The following is an 18534-nucleotide window of genomic DNA, read 5'->3' on the forward strand; positions in this document are numbered from 1 at the left end:
GATTACTCCTCGTCCACGCCGTGTTCAGCGTCGAGCTTGTTCATGCGCCAGGCGTAGTTGAAGATCAGCACCAGAAAGACCAGAATCGATCCTTGCTGAGCGAACCAAAAGCCCAGATCTGTACCGCCAACGGCGATGCCGGACAGCAGCGGACGCAGCAGAATGCCGAATCCAAACGACACCAGCGCCCAAATCGCGAGGCTGATGTAGATGAGGCGCAGGTTGGCCTGCCAATAGCCCTTGTCGGCTTCGGCAGTCTGCGCGGAGTTTGTTGAATGATCCGCCATCGCGGGTTCCTCCTTCGCTTCCCTCATTGGCGGCCCATTGCCCAACTCCTCCAGTGCGGTGGGCCGCTTCTCGGTTGTGCCAAACGCCCCGTGACGTCAGGCATAACTTCTCTGGTCCGCCAAGGCGGGTCCATTGAAGTATTCTGATTTAGGATCAAAGCCCTAGGGCTTATCTCCTCCCCTTATTTCATGACCTCGCCGACAATCCCTTGAAGGTCTTGCGCGATGTCGTCGATCTGACCCATGGCATCGATGCCTTTCAGCACACCTTGGGCTTGATAGTAGTCAATCAATGGTGCGGTTTGCGCGTGGTAGGCAGCAAGCCGTGAGGCAACCGTCTCAGCATTGTCATCGGCGCGGCGCTTGAATTCTGTGTGTCCGCACTTGTCGCATTTGCCGTTTTCGACGGGCTGCTTGTACGTGTCGTGATAGCCCTCACCGCATCCGGCGCAGGTGTAACGACCCGATATCCGCGTCACCATCTCGGCGTCTTCAACTTCAAGGCTGATGGCCGCGTTGATCTTCTGATCTGAAGACGCGAGCAGACCATCAAGAGCCTCGGCCTGGACTGTGGTCCGAGGGAAACCATCCAGTATGACGCCCTTGGCGCAGTCCGGTTCCGCCATGCGGTCGCGCAGGATCGCGATGACGATGCCGTCGCTGACAAGATCGCCTGCCTCCATAACCGCTTTGGCAGCATTACCAGCCTCGGTACCTGCGGCGACCGCGTCACGCAGCAGATCACCGGTGCTGAGTTGTACAAGCCCGAACTTCTCTTCAAGCATACGAGCCTGCGTACCCTTCCCGGCGCCCGGAGGGCCGAGAAGGATCAGAACAGCGGGGGATATGGTCGTGGCAGCGTCCATCACATCCTCACTTGTTTGCCCGGTTTTCGATCAGGTCTTCGACCACTGACGGATCGGCCAGGGTCGACGTATCGCCAAGCGAACCAAAGTCGTTCTCGGCAATCTTGCGCAGAATTCGGCGCATGATCTTGCCCGAGCGAGTCTTGGGCAGGCCGGGGGCCCACTGGATCACATCAGGCGAGGCAATCGGGCCGATCTCGGTCCGGACCCAGGTGCGCAGCTCTTTCAGCAGCTCATCCGACGGCTCGCGGTCATTCATCAAAGTGACATAGCAATAGATGCCTTGCCCTTTGATTTCATGGGGGTAACCAACCACAGCGGCCTCGGCGACGGCGGCATGGGCGACCAGCGCGCTTTCCACCTCGGCCGTGCCCATCCGGTGGCCGGAGACGTTGATTACATCATCGACGCGGCCAGTGATCCAGTAATCGCCATCCTCATCGCGACGGCAGCCATCGCCGGTGAAGTAGTAGCCTTTGTAGTCCGAGAAATAGGTCTTCTCGAACCGCTCATGATCGCCCCAGACGGTGCGCATCTGACCGGGCCAGCTGTCTTTGATGCACAGAACACCCTCAACGCCATTTCCCTCGATCTCAACACCGGATTGCGGGTCCAGAACCACCGGCTGGATGCCGAAGAACGGTTTCATCGCCGAGCCGGGCTTCATCGCATGCGCACCAGGCAGGGGGGTCATCAGATGACCGCCGGTTTCGGTCTGCCACCAGGTGTCAACAATCGGGCATTTGCCTTTGCCAACAACTTCATTGTACCAGTTCCAGGCTTCCGGGTTGATCGGCTCGCCGACTGTGCCCAGCGTCCGGAGATCGCTCAGGTCGCATTTCTCGACGAACTCGGTACCCTGACCCATCAGAGCGCGAATTGCCGTCGGAGCAGTGTAGAACTGATTCACCTTGTGCTTTTCGCACACCTGCCAGAAGCGTGATGCATCCGGGTAGGTCGGCACGCCTTCGAACATCAGTGTGGTCGCGCCGTTGGCCAGTGGTCCGTAGACGATATAGCTGTGACCGGTGACCCAGCCGACATCGGCGGTGCACCAGTAGACGTCGCCTTCATGGTAGTCGAATGTGATCTCATGCGTCATCGCGGCATAGACCAGATAACCGCCGGTCGTATGGACGACACCTTTGGGCTGACCGGTCGAACCGGAAGTATAGAGAATGAACAGCGGATCTTCGGCATTCATCTCGGCGGGTGCGCAATAGTCATCCGCTTCAAGCGCCATTTCGTTGTAATCATAGTCGCGGCCATCAATCCAAGTGGTCTGCCCACCGGTGCGTTTGACCACCAGACATTTCACGCTGTCTTTGCAGTGCAGCAGGGCCGCGTCTGCGTTGGACTTCAGCGGAGTCTTGCGGCCACCACGTGGTGCCTCATCGGCAGTGATGACGACCTTGGCATCACATCCGTTGACTCGGGCTGCCAACGCATCGGGTGAAAACCCAGCAAATACAATCGAATGGATTGCTCCGATCCGTGCACAAGCCAGCATCGCATAGGCGGCTTCAGGGATCATCGGCAGATAGATTACAACGCGGTCACCTTTGCGCACGCCCATCGACTCGAGAATATTGGCCATGCGGCAGGTGCGACGGTGCAGTTCGGCGTAGGTAATGTGCTGAGCTTCGTCGTTTGGATCATCCGGTTCCCAGATGATCGCTGTCTGATCGCCGCGCGTATTCAAATGACGATCAAGGCAGTTGGCCGAGACGTTTAGCGTGCCGTCCGCATACCAGTTGATACCAACCGAACCAAAATCATAGCTGACGTCTTTGACCTGAGTATAAGGCTTGATCCAGTCAACGCGCTTGCCTTGCTCATCCCAGAATGCTTCGGGGTTGTTGATCGACGCAGCGTACATATCTGCGTATTTGTCGGCGTCGACATGCGCACGGGCGACAGTTTCTGCGGATGGCGGATATGTCTTGGCATCTGCCTGGGCAGCGGTAGTCATCTTTGAGGCTCCTCCCTCTGGACTGGATTACATGGGATCGATTTTGCCAGCCGATCAGGCAATGTCGATCCGGTTCCTCCCCAAGTTGAATAATACGGGGATCAGAAAATAAATAAATAAATTGCCATAATCCTTGGATTTCTTTGTAAAGAAATTTCATTTCCGGCACTAATATTGTAAACAACTCTGAAATTATGCGTAAAATATAATTTAAAACAGTAAGATAGCTGTAATGACATCAGCGCTCATTGGCATGTGTCTGGGGCTTTGGCCGATAGCTTCACTTTAATCTCGAAGTCTGGTGGCGATAACACCACTTCTCCTCGCAGGGGTTGGCAGCTTCTAGACTTGGCGCTAGCTTCACAATCAAGCATCCCGATAGGGGGCGCAACTAAGGGAGATACCACTATGAAAAAGATGTTGAGCGGTGCGGCTTTTGCCGCCCTGAGTGTGGCGTTTGTCACCGAAGCAGCCGCGACCGAATGGAATGCCTCGGTCTGGGGTAAGCGCCGCGCATTTACCGAGCATGTTGAGAAACTGGCTGAACTGGTGAACGAAAAAACCGGCGGCGATTTCACCATCAATGTTAGCTATGGTGGATTGTCGAAGCCCAAGGAAAACCTGGATGGTATCGAGATTGGCGCGTTCGAGATGGCGCAGTTCTGTGCGGGCTATCACCGCGATAAGAACCGCGCGATCACCGTTTTGGAACTGCCCTTCCTTGGCGTAAACACATTGGATGAAGAGGTGGCCGTCAGCCACGCAGTCTATGATCATCCAGCAGTCAAGGACGAGATGGCGCAGTGGAACGCGCGCATCATCATGACTTCACCGATGCCTCAATATAACCTTGTTGGTACCGGTGACCCTCGTGATGAGCTTGCCGAGTTCGACGGTATGCGCGTACGCGCCACTGGCGGTTTGGGGCAAGCATTTGAAGCGGTTGGTGGCGTACCTACGTCCGTGCCCGCGACCGAAGCCTATAATGCGATGGAATCTGGCGTGGTCGATACCGTGGCCTTCGCTCAGCATGCGCATTTGTCATTCGGGACGATCAACGAAGCTGACTGGTGGACGGCCAATCTGAATCCTGGAACGGTAAACTGTCCGGTGGTGGTGAATATCGACGCTTATGAAGCGCTGCCAGCCGAACATCGCGAAGCGCTGGACAGCTCGATTGATGAGGCTATCGATCACTATCTGGCCAACTACGGTGGACTGCTTGAAAAGTGGGATGGCGTGCTGGCAGAGAAAGGCGTTGAAAAGGTCGAGATTGACGATGCCGTGCTTGAGGAGTTTCGCGCCAAAGCCGCTGATCCGATTCGCGCGAAGTGGATCGAAGACATGACCGCTCAGGGTCTACCTGCGCAGGATCTTTATGATCTTGTGCAATCGACACTGCAACAGCAGCGCGGCGGTAACTGATCGCCACAGCCGGGTGTCATTAGGCACCCGGCATCTCCTTCAATCAAAGGAATGCTGAGATGGCAGGACATGCCACGGTGCTTGAGGATGGCAGTCTTCTAAGCCGGTTGGATCACCGTTTGTTACGTCTAGAGCGTTTTATGGCGTTGATCAGCGGATTCGCGGTTTTCGGGCTGATGGTGCTGGCTGTTGTGTCAGTCAGCGGCCGAAACGCATTAAACGCGCCTTTGCCCGGATATGTTGACTGGATTGAACAGGCGATGCCCTTGATCGCGTTTCTGGGTATCTCGTTTGTGCAACGTGATGGCGGGCACATCCGAATGGATATCGTTATCTCGCGCCTGAAAGGGCGGGCGCTGTGGTTGTTCGAGCTGATCTCGGTTCTGTTGATACTGCTGCTGATGCTGGCGCTGGTTTGGGGTAGTTGGTCCCACTTTGACCGCTCATTTGACTTCGGCGCTCCGATGTGGAGTCGCGACAGCTCGATTGATATCGGGATTCCTATTTGGCCAGCCAAGCTGCTGGCACCCGTTGCTTTTTCGGTGCTGTGCGCCCGGCTAATCTTGCAGGTCTGGGGCTATGGACGCGCCTTCATGCTGGGGCTCGAGGCACCGGTGGCCGTACCGCTGATACAGGATGCCGCCGCACAGGCTGCAGCCGAGGCCGAACAATTCGAAGGACGTAACTGACCCATGGACACGATTGATATCGGCCTTTGGGTCACTGCCGGACTGTTGGTTCTTGTCGTCACTGGCATGCGGGTGGCATTTGCTGCAGGTCTGGCAGGGTTGGTTGGCCTTGTTTGGATATTCTGGGCAAAGTTTGGGTATGATCCCGAGCGGTTTGGTAAGGCACTGACGGTGGCCGTCAAAACGGCTGGCCAGGTGCCACATTCCAAGGTGGCGTCTCATACGCTGAGCCTGATCCCAACATTCATCCTGATCGGCTATCTAGCCTACTACGCTGGCCTGACCCGCGCCTTGTTTGAGGCGGCAAAACGCTGGGTGGCATGGGTGCCTGGCGGGTTGGCCGTTTCAACGATTTTTGCGACCGCCGGTTTCGCCGCCGTATCAGGTGCATCGGTCGCCACATCAGCCGTCTTTGCGCGCATCGCCATCCCTGAAATGCTGGCCGTCGGGTATAATAAACGTTTCGCCGCCGGTGTGGTTGCCGCTGGCGGGACCTTGGCCTCGCTAATCCCCCCATCTGCGATCCTTGTGATTTACGCCATCATTGTCGAGCAGGATGTGGGAAAACTGCTGCTCGCAGGCTTCATCCCCGGCGCGTTTTCGGCGGTGATCTATGGCTTGCTGATCGTCGGTATCGCCGTGATCTTCAAGTCCGTCGGACCACCGGTCACCGGGTTTACTTGGAAACAACGATTTGCTGCTCTTCCGGGCGCACTGCCCATTGTGGCGGTGATCCTCATCATAATCTGCTTTGTCTATAACCCCTTCGGCGACAAGGCTTGGGGCACCCCGACCGAGGGCGGGGCCATCGGGGCCTTCATCGTGTTCTGCTTTGCCCTGATCCACGGCATGCGCTGGCCTGAATTCAAATCGGCTTTGCTTGAAACCGCCAAACTGACCGCCATGATCTTCGCAATCATCTGGGGTGTTCTGATCTATGTGCGGTTTCTAGGATTTGCTGATTTGCCGGGGGCGTTTTCCGACTGGATCACTTCGCTCGAAATGTCACCTATGTTGATCCTGATCTGCATACTGCTGGCCTATGCAGTGCTGGGCATGTTCATGGATGCGATCGGTATGCTGCTTTTGACACTTCCGGTCGTGTATCCCGCCGTTATGGCCCTGAACGGAGGCGAGGCCGTCAGCGCAGCAGACAGCGCCTTTGGTATGTCCGGGCCGATGTGTGCGATCTGGTTTGGAATCTTGGTGGTCAAAATGGCCGAGTTTTGCCTGATCACACCTCCTATTGGTCTAAACTGTTTTGTTGTCGCAGGCGTGAGGCCTGATCTTAGTGTTCAGGATGTCTTCAAAGGGGTAACGCCGTTCTTCATTGCCGATGCACTTACCATCGCACTGCTGGTGGCCTTTCCAGGGATTGTTCTATACCTGCCATCGCTTGCGGGATAAGAAAAAGCCCCGGCCAAAGGCCGGGGCACAGTTTTAGAAGTGCGGGTTCTTTATCCTGCCCGCATCAACATCCCGAACAGATCCCGCGGGTCGTCAGGGTCTGCCAGCATATCCAATGGCTCATAGAAATCAGTGCCTTCAATCGCGCTTTTGATGTAACGTAGTGCCGAGAAGTCCTCGATCGCGAAGCCGACACTGTCGAACAACGTGATCTGTCGATCATCGGTGCGCCCTTTAGCCTGTCCGGTCATCACTTCCCACATCTCGGTGACAGGGTGATCATTCTCCAGAGCTTGAATTTCACCTTCGATCCGCGTTTGCTCGGGGTATTCTACAAAGATATTCGAGCGCAGAAGGATATCGCGGTGCAGTTCGGTTTTGCCGGGGCAATCACCGCCAATCGCGTTGATGTGCACACCGTGGCCGACCATGTTGTCGGTCAGGATGGCGGCGTATTTCTTGTCAGCGGTGCAGGTCGTTATGATCAGAGCGCCTTCGATTGCGTCCTCCGGCGTTTTGCAGGGCACGACCGTCAGCCCTTTGCCCTGCAGATTGGCTGCACATTTCGCCGTCGCGTTCGGGTCGGTGTCGTAGAGCCTGACCGTGTCGATCCCGCACATGGCTTTGAAGGCGAGGCACTGGAACTCGGATTGCGCGCCGTTTCCAATCATCGCCATCGTCGTTGCGGATTTGGGCGCGAGATATTTGCCGACCAGAGCAGAGGTTGCCGCTGTCCGCAAAGCAGTCAACATCGTCATTTCGGTCAACAATGTCGGGTAACCGGTATAGACATCAGCCAGCAGGCCAAACGCGGTCACGGTCTGCAGGCCCTCAGACGTATTTTTGGGATGCCCGTTGACGTATTTGAACCCGTATGCCTCACCATCCGAGGTTGGCATCAGTTCGATCACCCCATGTGGTGAGTGGGCCGGGATGCGGGGCGTTTTGTCAAAGCTCTCCCAGCGTTTAAAATCGGATTCGATCTGCGCGGCAATCTGCGTGATCATCTGTTCGACCCCGATGTGGTGGACCAGACGCATCATGTTGTCGACGGATACAAATGGCACGAGGGCCTTATCAGAAGGTTGCATCAAAGACTCCTATCGGCGGGAAAGATGGATACCAGCGATCATACAACGTACGGATCCACCGGCTGTTTCAATTGTGGGAACCGAGAGCGGCAGTGGAGTTGCACTGGCTTCGATGATCGCGACTTGAGCAGGTGTAAGAGCCTGTAGCGCTCGGCTGGACAACGCCAGGACAAGACCATCATTGCCACAAAGCTCAATCGCGTTTCCTGCAAAATCTGCAATCTGCTCATGGGACAGATCGATGACAGTCCGCCCAGATTCTTCCAGCCGTGCCCGAACTGTTGCGCGGCGTTCCGGGTCGGAAATCATGTCCAAACAAATCAGCGCGTAGTGCGTCCCGATCCCCATCAGAACATTGGTGTGATAGACATCACGGCCTTCAGCGTCCTTTGCATCAAAGGCAATCGGCTCATAGTTGAAATGCGTACAGAAACGCTCCAACAACACCGGATCGGCGCGGTTGGATCGAACAGTGTAGGCAATACGGCCCACGTGATCCAGAACCATTGCGCCCGTGCCCTCAAGCGCGAGGTCGTCCTGTTCGAGGCCGGAATAGTCGATGACGTCTTGCACTCGATATTCCCGCTTCAGTAACTCAATTACATCTGAGCGTCTTTCGCGTCTGCGCGATGGTACGAACATCGGATAAACAGCGACATGACCGCCTGGATGGGTCGAAAACCAGTTGTTTGGGAACACGCTGTCGGGTGTGTCACGTTCGCCTTCGTCGTCAAACACATGAACGGTCACACCAGCAGCGCGAAGCTGTTCTACTGCTTTGTCATGCTCATCCCGCGCGGCAGCAGACGTCGCTGCAGCAGATCGATTCGCCAGTGTTTGAAATGCATTGTCGTCGCGGGTTTCAGGATTCGACGCAAATGCGTGCGGGCGCACCATCACGACAGCTGAAGGAGATTGAAGAGAAATCATCAGAAGCTCCGGGTTGGGCGATCGAAGATGCGACGACCCATAAGCGAGGCTGCAAGATCGACCATCAGTTTTGCGGTTCGGCCGCGCTCATCCAGGAACGGGTTCAGCTCGACGAGGTCCAGCGAACAAACGAGACCGCTTTCATGCAACAATTCCATGACCAGATGCGCCTCGCGCTCGGTTGCGCCACCTGGGACAGTGGTTCCAACCGCAGGCGCAATCGAGGGATCAAGGAAGTCCACATCCAGCGAGACATGCAGGATGCCGTTTGCTGCGCGTACTTTGTCAAGGAAGGCCAGTAGGGGTGTCTTGATCCCGTGCTCGTCGATGCTGCGCATATCGGCGAGCATCGCGTGATCTTTTTCCAATGCCGCACGTTCGGCGGGATCGACCGAGCGCAGACCGATCATACCGACGCGATCCGTTGGGATCGGCGATATCAGCGGTGGAAAGGCGTCAAAGCCTGACTGGCCAGTGAAATAAGCGACCGGCGTTCCATGCAAATTGCCGCTGGCCGTGCTGCTGGGCGTATGAAAATCGCTATGTGCATCCAGCCAGAGCACGAAAAGAGGGCGCCCGATACGGTCTGCATGTGCCGCCATTCCTGCCACCGTGCCCATCGACAGGGCGTGATCACCGCCCATGAAAATAGGAAGGCCTTCAAGCGCGGCCTCTTGTGCCGTGCGGCTTAGCGCCTGTGTCCAGCCCACGCATTCCGGTAAAGAGAACAGATGGGTGTCTTCCGAAATGTCGACGGCATCTGGTCGCGTGTCACCGATGTCCGACACAGAATGCCCGAGATCTGACAGCGCTTGGGCGAGACCCGCGACCCGATAGGCATCTGGACCCATCCGACAGCCTTGGCGGTGTTTGCCGGCATCCATCGGCGCTCCGGCGAGAATGATGTTCATTTTGCTCATAAGTCTATCTATCGATACGATATGAGTTGAGAAAAGAGATCAAATTGGTCAAAGTGAATTAGCTAATTCCGATTTGGTAATCACGCATGGACGAACTGGACAATCGCTTATTGAACGCACTGCACAGGGACGCTCGGGCATCGTTGTCGGAGCTGGCTGAACTGCTCGGAGTGACCCGAACAACCGTGCGCAGCCGACTAAAGCGGCTTCAGCAGTCTGGCGAAATCGTCGGCTTTACCGTTGTGACACGGCAGGGCGTATCGGAAAGCCCTGTTCGTGGATTGATGATGCTTGAGATCGCAGGCCGTGGGACCGAGCGGATCAGATCGCGTATCGCTGCGATGCGTCAAGTTCGGGCGGTGCACTCAACCAATGGAAGTTGGGATCTGATCGCAGAGATCGGAACCGATACACTGGATGAGCTTGATGAAGTCCTGTTCCAGATCCGTCGGATGGAGGGTGTCACACGATCTGAGACCAATCTGTTGCTTTCGACACGCAAGGGCCGTTCGTGACGCGTTGCCCAAGGCCCTTTGCCGGATGGAAAATTCGTGCAAAGCTTTGAATTGACACTGATCTGAGGATCGCGGGGCAGGGGCGAACGGAATGACGACACAGCCGACAACGGAAGAGACACGCGCCGTACGTCTGGCCGAGTATGTGACAGGGCTGTTGGAAAAGCCGCTGGTCAAGATTGCGGTTCCGTTGCTGATTACAGGAATCGCGCTTGCGGTTCTGCATGACCTCTCTGCGCATGTGAAATGGTCAGATATCCAAAGCGATATCGCAGCGAAACCATGGAAATTCATGTTTTTTGCGATGTGCTGGACGGCTTTCAGTTTTCTGTCGCTTTCGTTCTACGATGTGCTTGCCGTGCAGAGCGTCGCCGATGGAAAAGTGCCTCTGCCCGTTGCGGGGATGGCCGGTGCAAGCGGCTATGCGGTATCGAACTGCCTGGGATTCTCCTATATCACCGGCACCGCGATCCGATACCGTATCTATGCGTCGCTGGGGCTTGATCTTGGCCGCGTGGCCGGGGTGATCGCGACTTCTTGGGTGGCGTTCTGGATGGGACTGATCCTGCTTTTGGGCCTTTTGCTTACAATACACCCGGATGGCATTTCCAAGGTCCTGCCGATCAGTGAAACGACGGAGACTGTGATCGGTCTGAGCATGTTGGCGGGGCTTGCGGTCTTGTTTGTCTGGCTTTCAAGCGGAGGGCGGCGATTGGCCTATGGTGGGTTTGGGTTCAACCTGCCGGGCGGCAAGCTGGCAAGTCTGCTGACAATCGCGGCGGTAGGCGATCTGTTCGGCGCTTCAATGGCGCTGTATGTGCTCATGCCGGACGATCTGGGGGTTGGCTACCCGTATTTCTTCGCGGTCTATATAGGCGCAATAGCGGTGGGTATCCTTAGCCATGCACCGGGTGGAATCGGTGTGTTCGAAGCCACTCTAATCGCTGGTCTAGGGGCGTCGGGCCGGTCTGATGTGATCGCTGCGCTTCTGCTCTACCGACTGGTCTATACGTTCCTTCCGTTTGCCATCGCCAGCCTGTCGATCGCGGTCGCGTCGGTGCTGACACAGCGCCATCGCATCGGGGGCGCGGTCACTTGGGTCTATCGCGCAATTCGCCCCATTGTCCCGATGGTGGCTGCCGGCGTCGCGGCTGTGGCAGGAGTTATCCTGTTGGTTTCAGGGGCTTTGCCTTCCAGTACGCAGAACCTTGGCGTACTGCGAGAGGTTTTGCCTTTGTCATTTGTCGAGGCATCTCATCTTGCAGGCAGCGCCGTGGGTGTCCTACTGCTGCTTGTCTCACGTGGCCTATTCCGCAAGCTCTATCGGGCATGGGTTGTTGCCATGCTTTTGATGGTGGCGGGTTTCTTCGCCTCGCTCGCCAAAGGGCTTGATACGCATGAAGCCCTTTCATTGCTGTTCACGATTGGCCTTTTGGCGATGTTTCGGGGTGCGTTTTACCGGGTAAGCGGTGCTTCTATCTTTCGGCTAAATATCCCTTGGCTGGTCAGCGTCGTCGCGTTGCTGGCGGTGATTTTCTGGATTGGATTGTTCGCTTATTCCCATGTCGAATATCAAAACGCGCTGTGGTGGGACTTTGCCTGGAGTGGAGACGCCTCGCGATTCCTGCGGTCCAGCCTCGTGGTGGTCGTGATCGTTGGCATCGTGGCGGTGAACTCGCTGTTCGGCCGTGAAATCCCCGCGCCGGTTAGGACTGAAATCCCCGAAGTTGTCGAACGTCTCGTGATGGAGAGCGAAGACACCGAATCTCAGATTTCACTGACGGGTGATAAGCAATTCCTGATCTCGCCTGACGAAACCGCATTCCTTGCCTATGCAGATACTGGCAATGCGCTGATCACCAAAGGAGAGCCTGTGGGTGATGAGCAAGCGGGGCAGCAACTGATCTGGCAATTGCGAGAAATGGCCGATCGCGAAGGCAAGCTTTGTGCGTTCTACAGTGTATCGACCAAATATCTGCCGACATTCCTGGACCTCGGCCTGTCGATCCTGAAGATCGGAGAAGTGGCCCGCGTACCGCTGCAGAATTTTTCGCTGGACGGAAAATCGCGAAAACGGTTCCGGCAGGCGAAGAACAGGGCTGAGCGTGAGGGGTACAAGTTCGAAATTATCCCCAAAGAACAGCTTGCACCGGTGTTGCCCGAACTTCGTCAGATCTCGGACGATTGGTTGGCGCAAAAGGCAGGTGAGGAAAAGGGTTTTGCCTTGGGCGGCTTTGATGATGCCTATCTTTCCTATTTCGACCATGCGGTTCTGCGGGATGAGACGGGCAAGATCATGGCCTTTGCGAACCTGTTTCAAGGCGGAAACAAATCCGAACTGTCTCTGGATTTGATGCGTTATGAACCGGACAGCCCCAGCTTTGTCATGGATGCGCTGTTTGCTGAGATGATGGTCTGGGGGTCCGAGCAGGGATTCCACTGGTTCTCATTGGGCGCAGCGCCATTTTCAGGGATCGAAAACCGGCAGTTGGCCTCGCTTTGGAATCGGATCGGTGGGTTCGTTTATGAACATGGCGAACAATTCTACCACTTCGAAGGCCTGCGCGCCTTCAAGCAGAAATTCGATCCGGAATGGAGCCCCAACTATCTAGCCAGCCCCGGCGGGTTGGCCGCGCCACGTATCCTCTACGAAGTTAACATCCTGATCTCGGGTGGCCTGCGCGGGTTGACGAAATAGGCCTTAGTTCAAGCTGGCGCGTGTTGGCGATTTCTCCAACAGATCACCCCAATCGGTGCGATAGGCCATCTCGGCCAGCACCGTCTCGGGTAAGAATTCCTTATTCTGCCGAATCTGCCAACCACCACCCAGACCTTTGTAGATCGCGACCAGATTCGAAGAGACCTCCTGCCGGGCCTCGATCAGGTTCGCCTGCGATCGTAATAGCGCGGTTTGCGTGTTCAGGATACGCGAATAGCTGGCGATGCCGTCTCGGTACTGATCGACCGCGATTTCAGCCGCCTTGCGCGAAGCTTCGACGCTGCGTTGATAAAAGGTGACCTGTTTGCGCGCCTGTGCGTAAGCAACCATCGCGCTTTCGACCTCGGAATAGGCGGTCAGCACAGTGTTCTGATAATTGGCGATCAACGCTTGATAGGCGGCATCCTGCGCGCGGACATTGTTCTTAATGCGGCCATAATTCAGGACATTCCAGACAACGCCTGCGCTAGCCAATCCTGTGGCGCTGTTGGTGCTGAACAGATCGCGCCCACCCGAGGCCTGCAAACCGATCGCGCCCGACAGAATGAACTGCGGATAGAGATCAGCTAACGCGATCCCGACCTGCGCCGATTGGGTGGCTGCCGCCAACTCGGCGGCGCGGACGTCAGGCCGTCGCCGCAGCAATTCGGCGGGCACACCAACGGCCACGTTGCTGCGCCCTGTTGGAATTCGGCCTGAATTGCCGATCAAGCCAGTCATCTGGGAAGGGGTTTTGCCCAATAGAACGGCCAGCGCGTTCTTGGCCTGTTGAATATCGCTTTCCAATTCGGGCACGAGTGCCTTGGTGTTGTTGAGCAGAGCAGTTGATTCCTGAACATCCAGCTCGGTTGTAACGCCGTTGTTGAAGCGCAGCTGAGTGAGGTCTGCCGATGCCTGCTGAATCGTGATGTTTTCCCGCGCGATGCGCAGAGCCTCTTGCAACGAACGGATGTTGATATAAAGCGCCGCTACGTCCCCGGTCAGCGTGACCAGTGCGTCGTCATAGTTAGCAACCTGCAGTGCCAGGTTCGATCGCGCGGCCTGTACGCCGCGACGTTGCTGGCCCCATACGTCCAGTTCCCATTGCGCATCAAACCCAACTTGCGAAGTCGAGAATTCGGTGTCCAAGGGAATAATCCGCCGGATGTCCGAAATCGGCCCAAGATTGTCGCTGATCTGTCGGCGTTGGAGCGAACCGCCCACGGCCTGCGATTGCGGGTAGAGCTCTCCGAATGCGATACCAAGCTGCGCGCGGGCCTGAAGTACGCGGGCACCTGCGACCTGTAAGGTCAGGTTCTGCGCATAGGCTTCGGCGATCAGCTTGTTCAGCGTCGGATCATTAAACGTTTCCCACCAGCGCACAACCGGAGCGCTGCGTGAGGTCAGGCCGCTCTGGCCCGCGCTGGGGTTGTTGACCTCCATCCATTGCTTCACGATCGGAGAGTTGGGGCGCACAAAATCAGGCCCCACCGGCGTACAGGCGGTGAGGGTAGCGGCGCAAAGGGCAGTGCCTAACAACCGGCGGAGTGTCATCGTACGCATCCTCAGATATCCAGTGGCCGGATGAAGTTGGCGAAGGAATAGAGGCGAATGTTGATGCGCCTCAGAAATTCAAAGCTTTTTCCCATGCCGGTGTAAATCGCCACCGCAGCGTGGCCACCTGCAGGAAAAGTATGCCCCTCAGGCACATCGACCGAGATCTGAACAGCGATCCGACCGGGCAGTTTTGGCAATTCAAAGCCGGGCAGGCGGCCTGAGGGCAAGTATTGGCCCTGACGTGTGGCCCACCAGACCGCCTCAACCTTGCCGGTCAGAATTTCTCCGGGATAGAGGTCTAGAGCAACTTCGACTGGTTGGCCGACCTCGACAAATTTCAGGTTCTGCTGGCGGAAGGTGGCTAGAATATAGGGGTCTTCTTCGGTGACAAAGCTGGCAATGGCACCCAGACGAATTTCCCCCACAACCATACCGGGGCGTGCCTGTTGCGATACGATCATGCCATTTTCGGGGGCGTAGATGGTGGTGTTCTCAAGAAAATATTCGGCTTCTGCCAGCTGAGCCTCAGCCTCAATAATGCCGGTATTCACGCCGTCGATCTGCGAATCCAGCGCAAGGTTGGCCTTCTCAAGATTGGCCTGAGCTTCCTTAATCTTCGCCTGATCTTCCGCGACCTGTTCGTTCCAGCGGTCTAGTTCATCCTGGCGGGCGCCCCCGGCGGGAACGAGGTTCTCGTATCGCGCTTGTTCGGTCAGCGCATAGGCCAGCTGCGCGTTCGCGCGTTCGACTGCTTCTCCCGCCGCGATAACGTCCTGTTCAAGGATCTTTGCGTTTTGCTGCGCCGCCACCAGCTGTGCATTCGCCTTGTCCACGGCCAGCGAAAACACCGTGTCGTCGAACTTATACAGCGGATCGCCCTTAGTGACCCAGGTGTTGGGCTCGACCAAAACCTCGGACAGGATTGTGGGCTGAGTCAGACGCGGGACGATCTGGATGGTGGAGCGCACGACGTGGCTGTCGACGGAAAAGGGTTGAAAGAAGCGCAGCGCGACCAAAAAGATCAGCAGCAGATGAGCGCCGACCCAGAATGAGACGATCCCCCACATGATGTTGAATTTCAGCCATTGCACCTTGAAGAAGATGAACCAGACAAAAATAATGTAGAAAAGCGTGATGCCTAGGGCGACGAACATGAGTGCTGAATTCCTTTGGCCTTAGGCTTGCTTTGTTTCGTCGGTATCAAGTGGGTCCTGGTATTCCGGTTTGACTGTACCGCCCAGACGCTTGATCTCATCCCTTATGGCCTTGCGTTCTTCATCAGGGCCGCGGCGCATGTCGACGGTGACGCCGTCGTGAAACGCCCAGATAAAGGCGTGCACCCAAGGGACAATCGCCAAAAATCCCATCCATCCCATGATCTTGACCGCTTCGGCATGGGGGTGATTGCGTTTGATCGCGATACGTCCGGGCAGACCCATTATGAATAGAAACAACGCCATCACCGCTGCCAGCAGCAAGATAAGTGCAACAAATGTCAGATAGTCATAGTAGCCCAGCGGCTGCCCCAAAAGTCCCATGCTCGCGCCTCCTGTTGTTGGAAACTGTTCCATCCTCGGGCGCTGTTGTCCAGCTAATCAATCACTTTCTGGCTGATCGGAAGGATGCATCAGCATTCAATAATTTTGGTGTTCCAGTCTATGCACTTCTGATGGAGGTCGCCGGGTAGCGGTAGATCGGTATAAACCATATCAACATCGGATAATGAGGCGATGCGTGCGGGCGCGGTGCGCTGAAACTTTGAAGCATCCGCTACTAGGCTGATCTGCCGGGCTTGTTCAATGATAGTTTGACTGACCAGTACTTCTTGGAGATCGAAATCCATTAGATCCCCATCCGCATCCAATGCGGAACAGCCGATAATCGCGTGATCGAATTTGAACTGGCGGATGGTCGAGACCGCAAGATTCCCGACCAACCCACTATCTGATCTGCGCAGCACACCGCCTGCAACGACGATCTGGCAATCGGGGTTATCGGCCAGGATATTGGCAACGTTCATATTGTTGGTCACGACCATTAGGTTTTTGTGTTTCAGCAATTGGCGGGCAACGGCCTCGGTCGAGGTGCCTATGTTCATAAAGATCGAGCTGCCCTCGGGGATGTCGGCCGCGCAGCGTTCAGCGATGCGTGTCTTGGCTTCATGATTCAGGGCGCGCCGGTCTTCGTATCCAATATTAGACACGCCAGAACGCAGAACGGCACCCCCGTGAACCCGATCCAACTTACCAGCTTCTGACAGTTCAGTCAGGTCACGGCGAATGGTTTGAACCGTCACCTGAAAGCGCTCGGCCAGTCCTTCGACAGTAACGCGGCCCTCTTGCTCGGCGACTAAAAGAATGTCCGATTGGCGAAATGATAGTGACATGGGCGGTCCTGAGTTCCGGTGTTTTCGTTTTTGTTCTAATTTTGCGGTTAAGCAAGGGAATTCGTTAGTTGCACTTATTAATATTCGTTGTTTCAGCTAAAAACGAACAATATCGAAAAATAAAGTTGACGATACGAACCATCATGCTGCTAATGCGCTTGAAACTGCCACGTTGGGGAATCAATTGGATATGTCATCGGACAGCAGCCAAGTTACCGATCTTTTTGTGATCGGCGGGGGTATAAATGGGTGCGGTATCGCACGTGATGCGGCAGGTCGGGGCCTATCGGTCACCTTGGCTGAAATGAACGATCTGGCCTCGGCGACGTCGTCAGCCTCGACCAAACTGTTTCATGGCGGGCTACGGTACCTGGAATTTTTTGAATTTCGTTTGGTGCGTGAAGCGCTGGTCGAACGCGAGACCTTACTGCGCGCTATGCCCCATATCAGTTGGCCCATGCGTTTCGTGCTGCCCTATCACGCCGATATGCGTTTTGACTCTGAAACGCCGACCTCACGGTTGCTCAGTACGGTGATGCCATGGATGCGCGGGCGTCGTCCTGCGTGGCTAATACGGCTTGGCCTTTTTTTGTATGACAATCTGGGCGGTCGCAAAATCCTGCCGGGTACACGTTCGCTGAACCTGCGCGCGGCACCCGAGGGGGCTCCGCTGCAAGACAAATTTGAAACCGCCTATGAATACTCGGACTGCTGGGTCGAGGATTCGCGGCTGGTGGTCCTGAACGCCCGCGATGCCGAGGCACGCGGGGCCAAGATCATGGTCAGGACCGAGGTTCTTTCGGCTGAGCGGATCGATGAACTGTGGCAGGTTACGATCCGGGATCGGGATAGCGGCAAGACCGAAACCGTCCTTGCGAAGATGTTGATCAATGCGGGCGGACCTTGGGTAGGTGACATCATCCAGACCAAGATCCGGGTCAATTCCCGAGAAGGCGTCCGTCTGGTGCGTGGCAGCCATATCGTGACACCCAAGCTGTTTGACCATGACAAGTGCTATTTCTTTCAGGGCGAAGACGGGCGCATCATCTTTGCGATCCCGTACGAGCAGGATTTTACCTTGATCGGAACCACGGATCAGGATCATTCTGACCCCTCCGAGCCTCCGATTTGTACCGAGGCCGAGCAGGAGTATCTGTGCGCTTTCGCATCGAAATACTTCGCGAAGCCCGTTACCCGTGAAGATATTGTCTGGACCTATTCAGGCGTCCGTCCGCTATATGATGACGGCGCAAGCAGTGCCACGGCGGCTACCCGCGATTACACGCTTAAAGTTGATGCCGAGAGCGGGGCTCCGGTGTTGAATGTCTTTGGTGGTAAAATCACCACCTACAGACGCCTCGCGGAAAGCGCGCTGGAGAAGATTGGAGAACATTTCCCAGATCTTGGCGGACCATGGACCGCAGGCGTCCCATTGCCCGGCGGGGATTTTCCGGTCGACGGCGTGCAGGATTTGATCGGGAAACTGATAGCGGAGTACCCGTTCCTGACCGATTTTTGGGCCCGTCGATTGATCCGGGCCTATGGCACCGAGACCTGGGACCTTCTGGGTCCGGCAAAAGATCAGAGCGATCTGGGTGACGATTTCGGCGCGACATTGACCGAGGCCGAACTGGTTTGGCTGATGGACAAGGAATACGCGCGCACCGCTCAGGATGTCGTGTGGCGGCGCAATAAGCTGGGTCTAAGGCTCAGCCCCGAACAGATCAGCCGGATAGACGACTGGATGGCCAAACGGTTAACTGACTAGCGTGCGGATCAGTCGATCCAAGC

General features: G+C 56.1%; 16 protein-coding genes. 6 read left to right on the forward strand and 10 right to left on the reverse strand.

The features are described 5' to 3' along the window. Positions 1–2 precede the first annotated feature (2 nt). The 3 genes from ACR0AW_RS01000 to acs all read right to left on the reverse strand — a co-directional run bounded on the left by ACR0AW_RS01000 (position 3) and on the right by acs (position 3125). The gene (locus ACR0AW_RS01000) at positions 3–287 is read right to left on the reverse strand and encodes a DUF4212 domain-containing protein (protein ID WP_010439512.1); all 285 of its coding nucleotides are present in this window, start codon (positions 285–287) and stop codon (positions 3–5) included. 182 nt (positions 288–469) lie between these two features. Then, on the reverse strand, positions 470–1153 hold the full coding sequence (locus ACR0AW_RS01005; RefSeq protein ID WP_170731947.1) for an adenylate kinase: 684 nt from the start codon (positions 1151–1153) through the stop codon (positions 470–472). Between the two features lie 7 nt (positions 1154–1160). Beyond that, on the reverse strand, positions 1161–3125 hold the full coding sequence (acs, locus tag ACR0AW_RS01010) for an acetate--CoA ligase (protein WP_170405196.1): 1965 nt from the start codon (positions 3123–3125) through the stop codon (positions 1161–1163). A gap of 408 nt (positions 3126–3533) precedes the next feature. Here acs and ACR0AW_RS01015 point away from each other — a divergent pair, with 408 nt between their 5' ends. From ACR0AW_RS01015 to ACR0AW_RS01025, 3 genes are read left to right on the forward strand one after another with little or no spacing between them, the layout of a single operon-like run. After that, complete coding sequence (locus ACR0AW_RS01015; protein WP_170405200.1) at positions 3534–4550, forward strand: C4-dicarboxylate TRAP transporter substrate-binding protein; 1017 nt, start codon at positions 3534–3536, stop codon at positions 4548–4550. Positions 4551–4609: 59 nt separating this feature from the next. Then, entirely contained in the window at positions 4610–5239 is a 630-nt protein-coding gene (locus tag ACR0AW_RS01020) for a TRAP transporter small permease subunit (protein ID WP_170393345.1), read from the forward strand. Positions 5240–5242: 3 nt separating this feature from the next. After that, the gene (locus ACR0AW_RS01025) at positions 5243–6646 is read left to right on the forward strand and encodes a TRAP transporter large permease (protein WP_170393344.1); all 1404 of its coding nucleotides are present in this window, start codon (positions 5243–5245) and stop codon (positions 6644–6646) included. A gap of 50 nt (positions 6647–6696) precedes the next feature. On the opposite strand, the gene ACR0AW_RS01030 is transcribed toward ACR0AW_RS01025, so the two are convergent. The 3 genes from ACR0AW_RS01030 to rocF are packed head-to-tail and all read right to left on the reverse strand — an operon-like array spanning position 6697 to position 9587. Then, positions 6697–7740, reverse strand: a complete 1044-nt coding sequence (locus tag ACR0AW_RS01030) for an ornithine cyclodeaminase (protein WP_170731949.1) — start codon at positions 7738–7740, stop codon at positions 6697–6699. A 6-nt stretch (positions 7741–7746) separates the two neighbouring features. Further along, positions 7747–8667: a citrulline utilization hydrolase CtlX gene (gene ctlX, locus ACR0AW_RS01035; protein WP_170731950.1), complete on the reverse strand. Its 921-nt coding sequence runs from the start codon at positions 8665–8667 to the stop codon at positions 7747–7749. After that, on the reverse strand, positions 8667–9587 hold the full coding sequence (gene rocF / locus ACR0AW_RS01040; RefSeq protein ID WP_170510828.1) for an arginase: 921 nt from the start codon (positions 9585–9587) through the stop codon (positions 8667–8669). Before rocF ends, ctlX begins: the two co-directional genes overlap by 1 nt. 86 nt (positions 9588–9673) lie before the next feature. Between rocF and ACR0AW_RS01045 the strand changes: the two genes are divergently transcribed. Together ACR0AW_RS01045 and mprF are read left to right on the forward strand one after the other, a co-directional pair. Continuing rightward, positions 9674–10102: an Lrp/AsnC family transcriptional regulator gene (locus tag ACR0AW_RS01045; RefSeq protein ID WP_170393340.1), complete on the forward strand. Its 429-nt coding sequence runs from the start codon at positions 9674–9676 to the stop codon at positions 10100–10102. Between the two features lie 91 nt (positions 10103–10193). Beyond that, complete coding sequence (gene mprF / locus ACR0AW_RS01050) at positions 10194–12800, forward strand: bifunctional lysylphosphatidylglycerol flippase/synthetase MprF (RefSeq protein WP_170731952.1); 2607 nt, start codon at positions 10194–10196, stop codon at positions 12798–12800. Between the two features lie 3 nt (positions 12801–12803). On the opposite strand, the gene ACR0AW_RS01055 is transcribed toward mprF, so the two are convergent. The 4 genes from ACR0AW_RS01055 to ACR0AW_RS01070 form a co-directional block, all read right to left on the reverse strand. Further along, the gene (locus ACR0AW_RS01055; protein ID WP_480438466.1) at positions 12804–14354 is read right to left on the reverse strand and encodes an efflux transporter outer membrane subunit; all 1551 of its coding nucleotides are present in this window, start codon (positions 14352–14354) and stop codon (positions 12804–12806) included. A gap of 11 nt (positions 14355–14365) precedes the next feature. Continuing rightward, the gene (locus tag ACR0AW_RS01060; protein ID WP_170731955.1) at positions 14366–15511 is read right to left on the reverse strand and encodes an HlyD family secretion protein; all 1146 of its coding nucleotides are present in this window, start codon (positions 15509–15511) and stop codon (positions 14366–14368) included. A 21-nt stretch (positions 15512–15532) separates the two neighbouring features. Beyond that, on the reverse strand, positions 15533–15895 hold the full coding sequence (locus tag ACR0AW_RS01065) for a DUF3302 domain-containing protein (RefSeq protein ID WP_170393336.1): 363 nt from the start codon (positions 15893–15895) through the stop codon (positions 15533–15535). An 89-nt stretch (positions 15896–15984) separates the two neighbouring features. Continuing rightward, positions 15985–16743: a DeoR/GlpR family DNA-binding transcription regulator gene (locus ACR0AW_RS01070; protein ID WP_170421208.1), complete on the reverse strand. Its 759-nt coding sequence runs from the start codon at positions 16741–16743 to the stop codon at positions 15985–15987. Positions 16744–16933: 190 nt separating this feature from the next. Here ACR0AW_RS01070 and glpD point away from each other — a divergent pair, with 190 nt between their 5' ends. Continuing rightward, a complete protein-coding gene (gene glpD / locus ACR0AW_RS01075) occupies positions 16934–18511 on the forward strand; it encodes a glycerol-3-phosphate dehydrogenase (protein ID WP_170645910.1) in 1578 nt (525 codons plus the stop codon). Positions 18512–18534: the final 23 nt, after the last annotated feature.

This window comes from Ruegeria sp. C5, assembly GCF_056537605.1.

Excerpts from the sequence above, each read along its gene's own strand:
- ACR0AW_RS01000 (WP_010439512.1), bottom strand. The coding sequence starts at position 287 with ATGGCGGATCATTCAACAAACTCCGCGCAGACTGCCGAAGCCGACAAG.
- glpD (WP_170645910.1), top strand. The coding sequence starts at position 16,934 with ATGTCATCGGACAGCAGCCAAGTTACCGATCTTTTTGTGATCGGCGGG.
- ACR0AW_RS01005 (WP_170731947.1), bottom strand. The coding sequence starts at position 1,153 with ATGGACGCTGCCACGACCATATCCCCCGCTGTTCTGATCCTTCTCGGC.
- ACR0AW_RS01045 (WP_170393340.1), top strand. The coding sequence starts at position 9,674 with ATGGACGAACTGGACAATCGCTTATTGAACGCACTGCACAGGGACGCT.
- rocF (WP_170510828.1), bottom strand. The coding sequence starts at position 9,587 with ATGAGCAAAATGAACATCATTCTCGCCGGAGCGCCGATGGATGCCGGC.
- ACR0AW_RS01015 (WP_170405200.1), top strand. The coding sequence starts at position 3,534 with ATGAAAAAGATGTTGAGCGGTGCGGCTTTTGCCGCCCTGAGTGTGGCG.
- ACR0AW_RS01060 (WP_170731955.1), bottom strand. The coding sequence starts at position 15,511 with ATGTTCGTCGCCCTAGGCATCACGCTTTTCTACATTATTTTTGTCTGG.
- ACR0AW_RS01025 (WP_170393344.1), top strand. The coding sequence starts at position 5,243 with ATGGACACGATTGATATCGGCCTTTGGGTCACTGCCGGACTGTTGGTT.
- ACR0AW_RS01065 (WP_170393336.1), bottom strand. The coding sequence starts at position 15,895 with ATGGGACTTTTGGGGCAGCCGCTGGGCTACTATGACTATCTGACATTT.
- mprF (WP_170731952.1), top strand. The coding sequence starts at position 10,194 with ATGACGACACAGCCGACAACGGAAGAGACACGCGCCGTACGTCTGGCC.
- ctlX (WP_170731950.1), bottom strand. The coding sequence starts at position 8,667 with ATGATTTCTCTTCAATCTCCTTCAGCTGTCGTGATGGTGCGCCCGCAC.
- ACR0AW_RS01070 (WP_170421208.1), bottom strand. The coding sequence starts at position 16,743 with ATGTCACTATCATTTCGCCAATCGGACATTCTTTTAGTCGCCGAGCAA.
- acs (WP_170405196.1), bottom strand. The coding sequence starts at position 3,125 with ATGACTACCGCTGCCCAGGCAGATGCCAAGACATATCCGCCATCCGCA.
- ACR0AW_RS01020 (WP_170393345.1), top strand. The coding sequence starts at position 4,610 with ATGGCAGGACATGCCACGGTGCTTGAGGATGGCAGTCTTCTAAGCCGG.
- ACR0AW_RS01055 (WP_480438466.1), bottom strand. The coding sequence starts at position 14,354 with ATGACACTCCGCCGGTTGTTAGGCACTGCCCTTTGCGCCGCTACCCTC.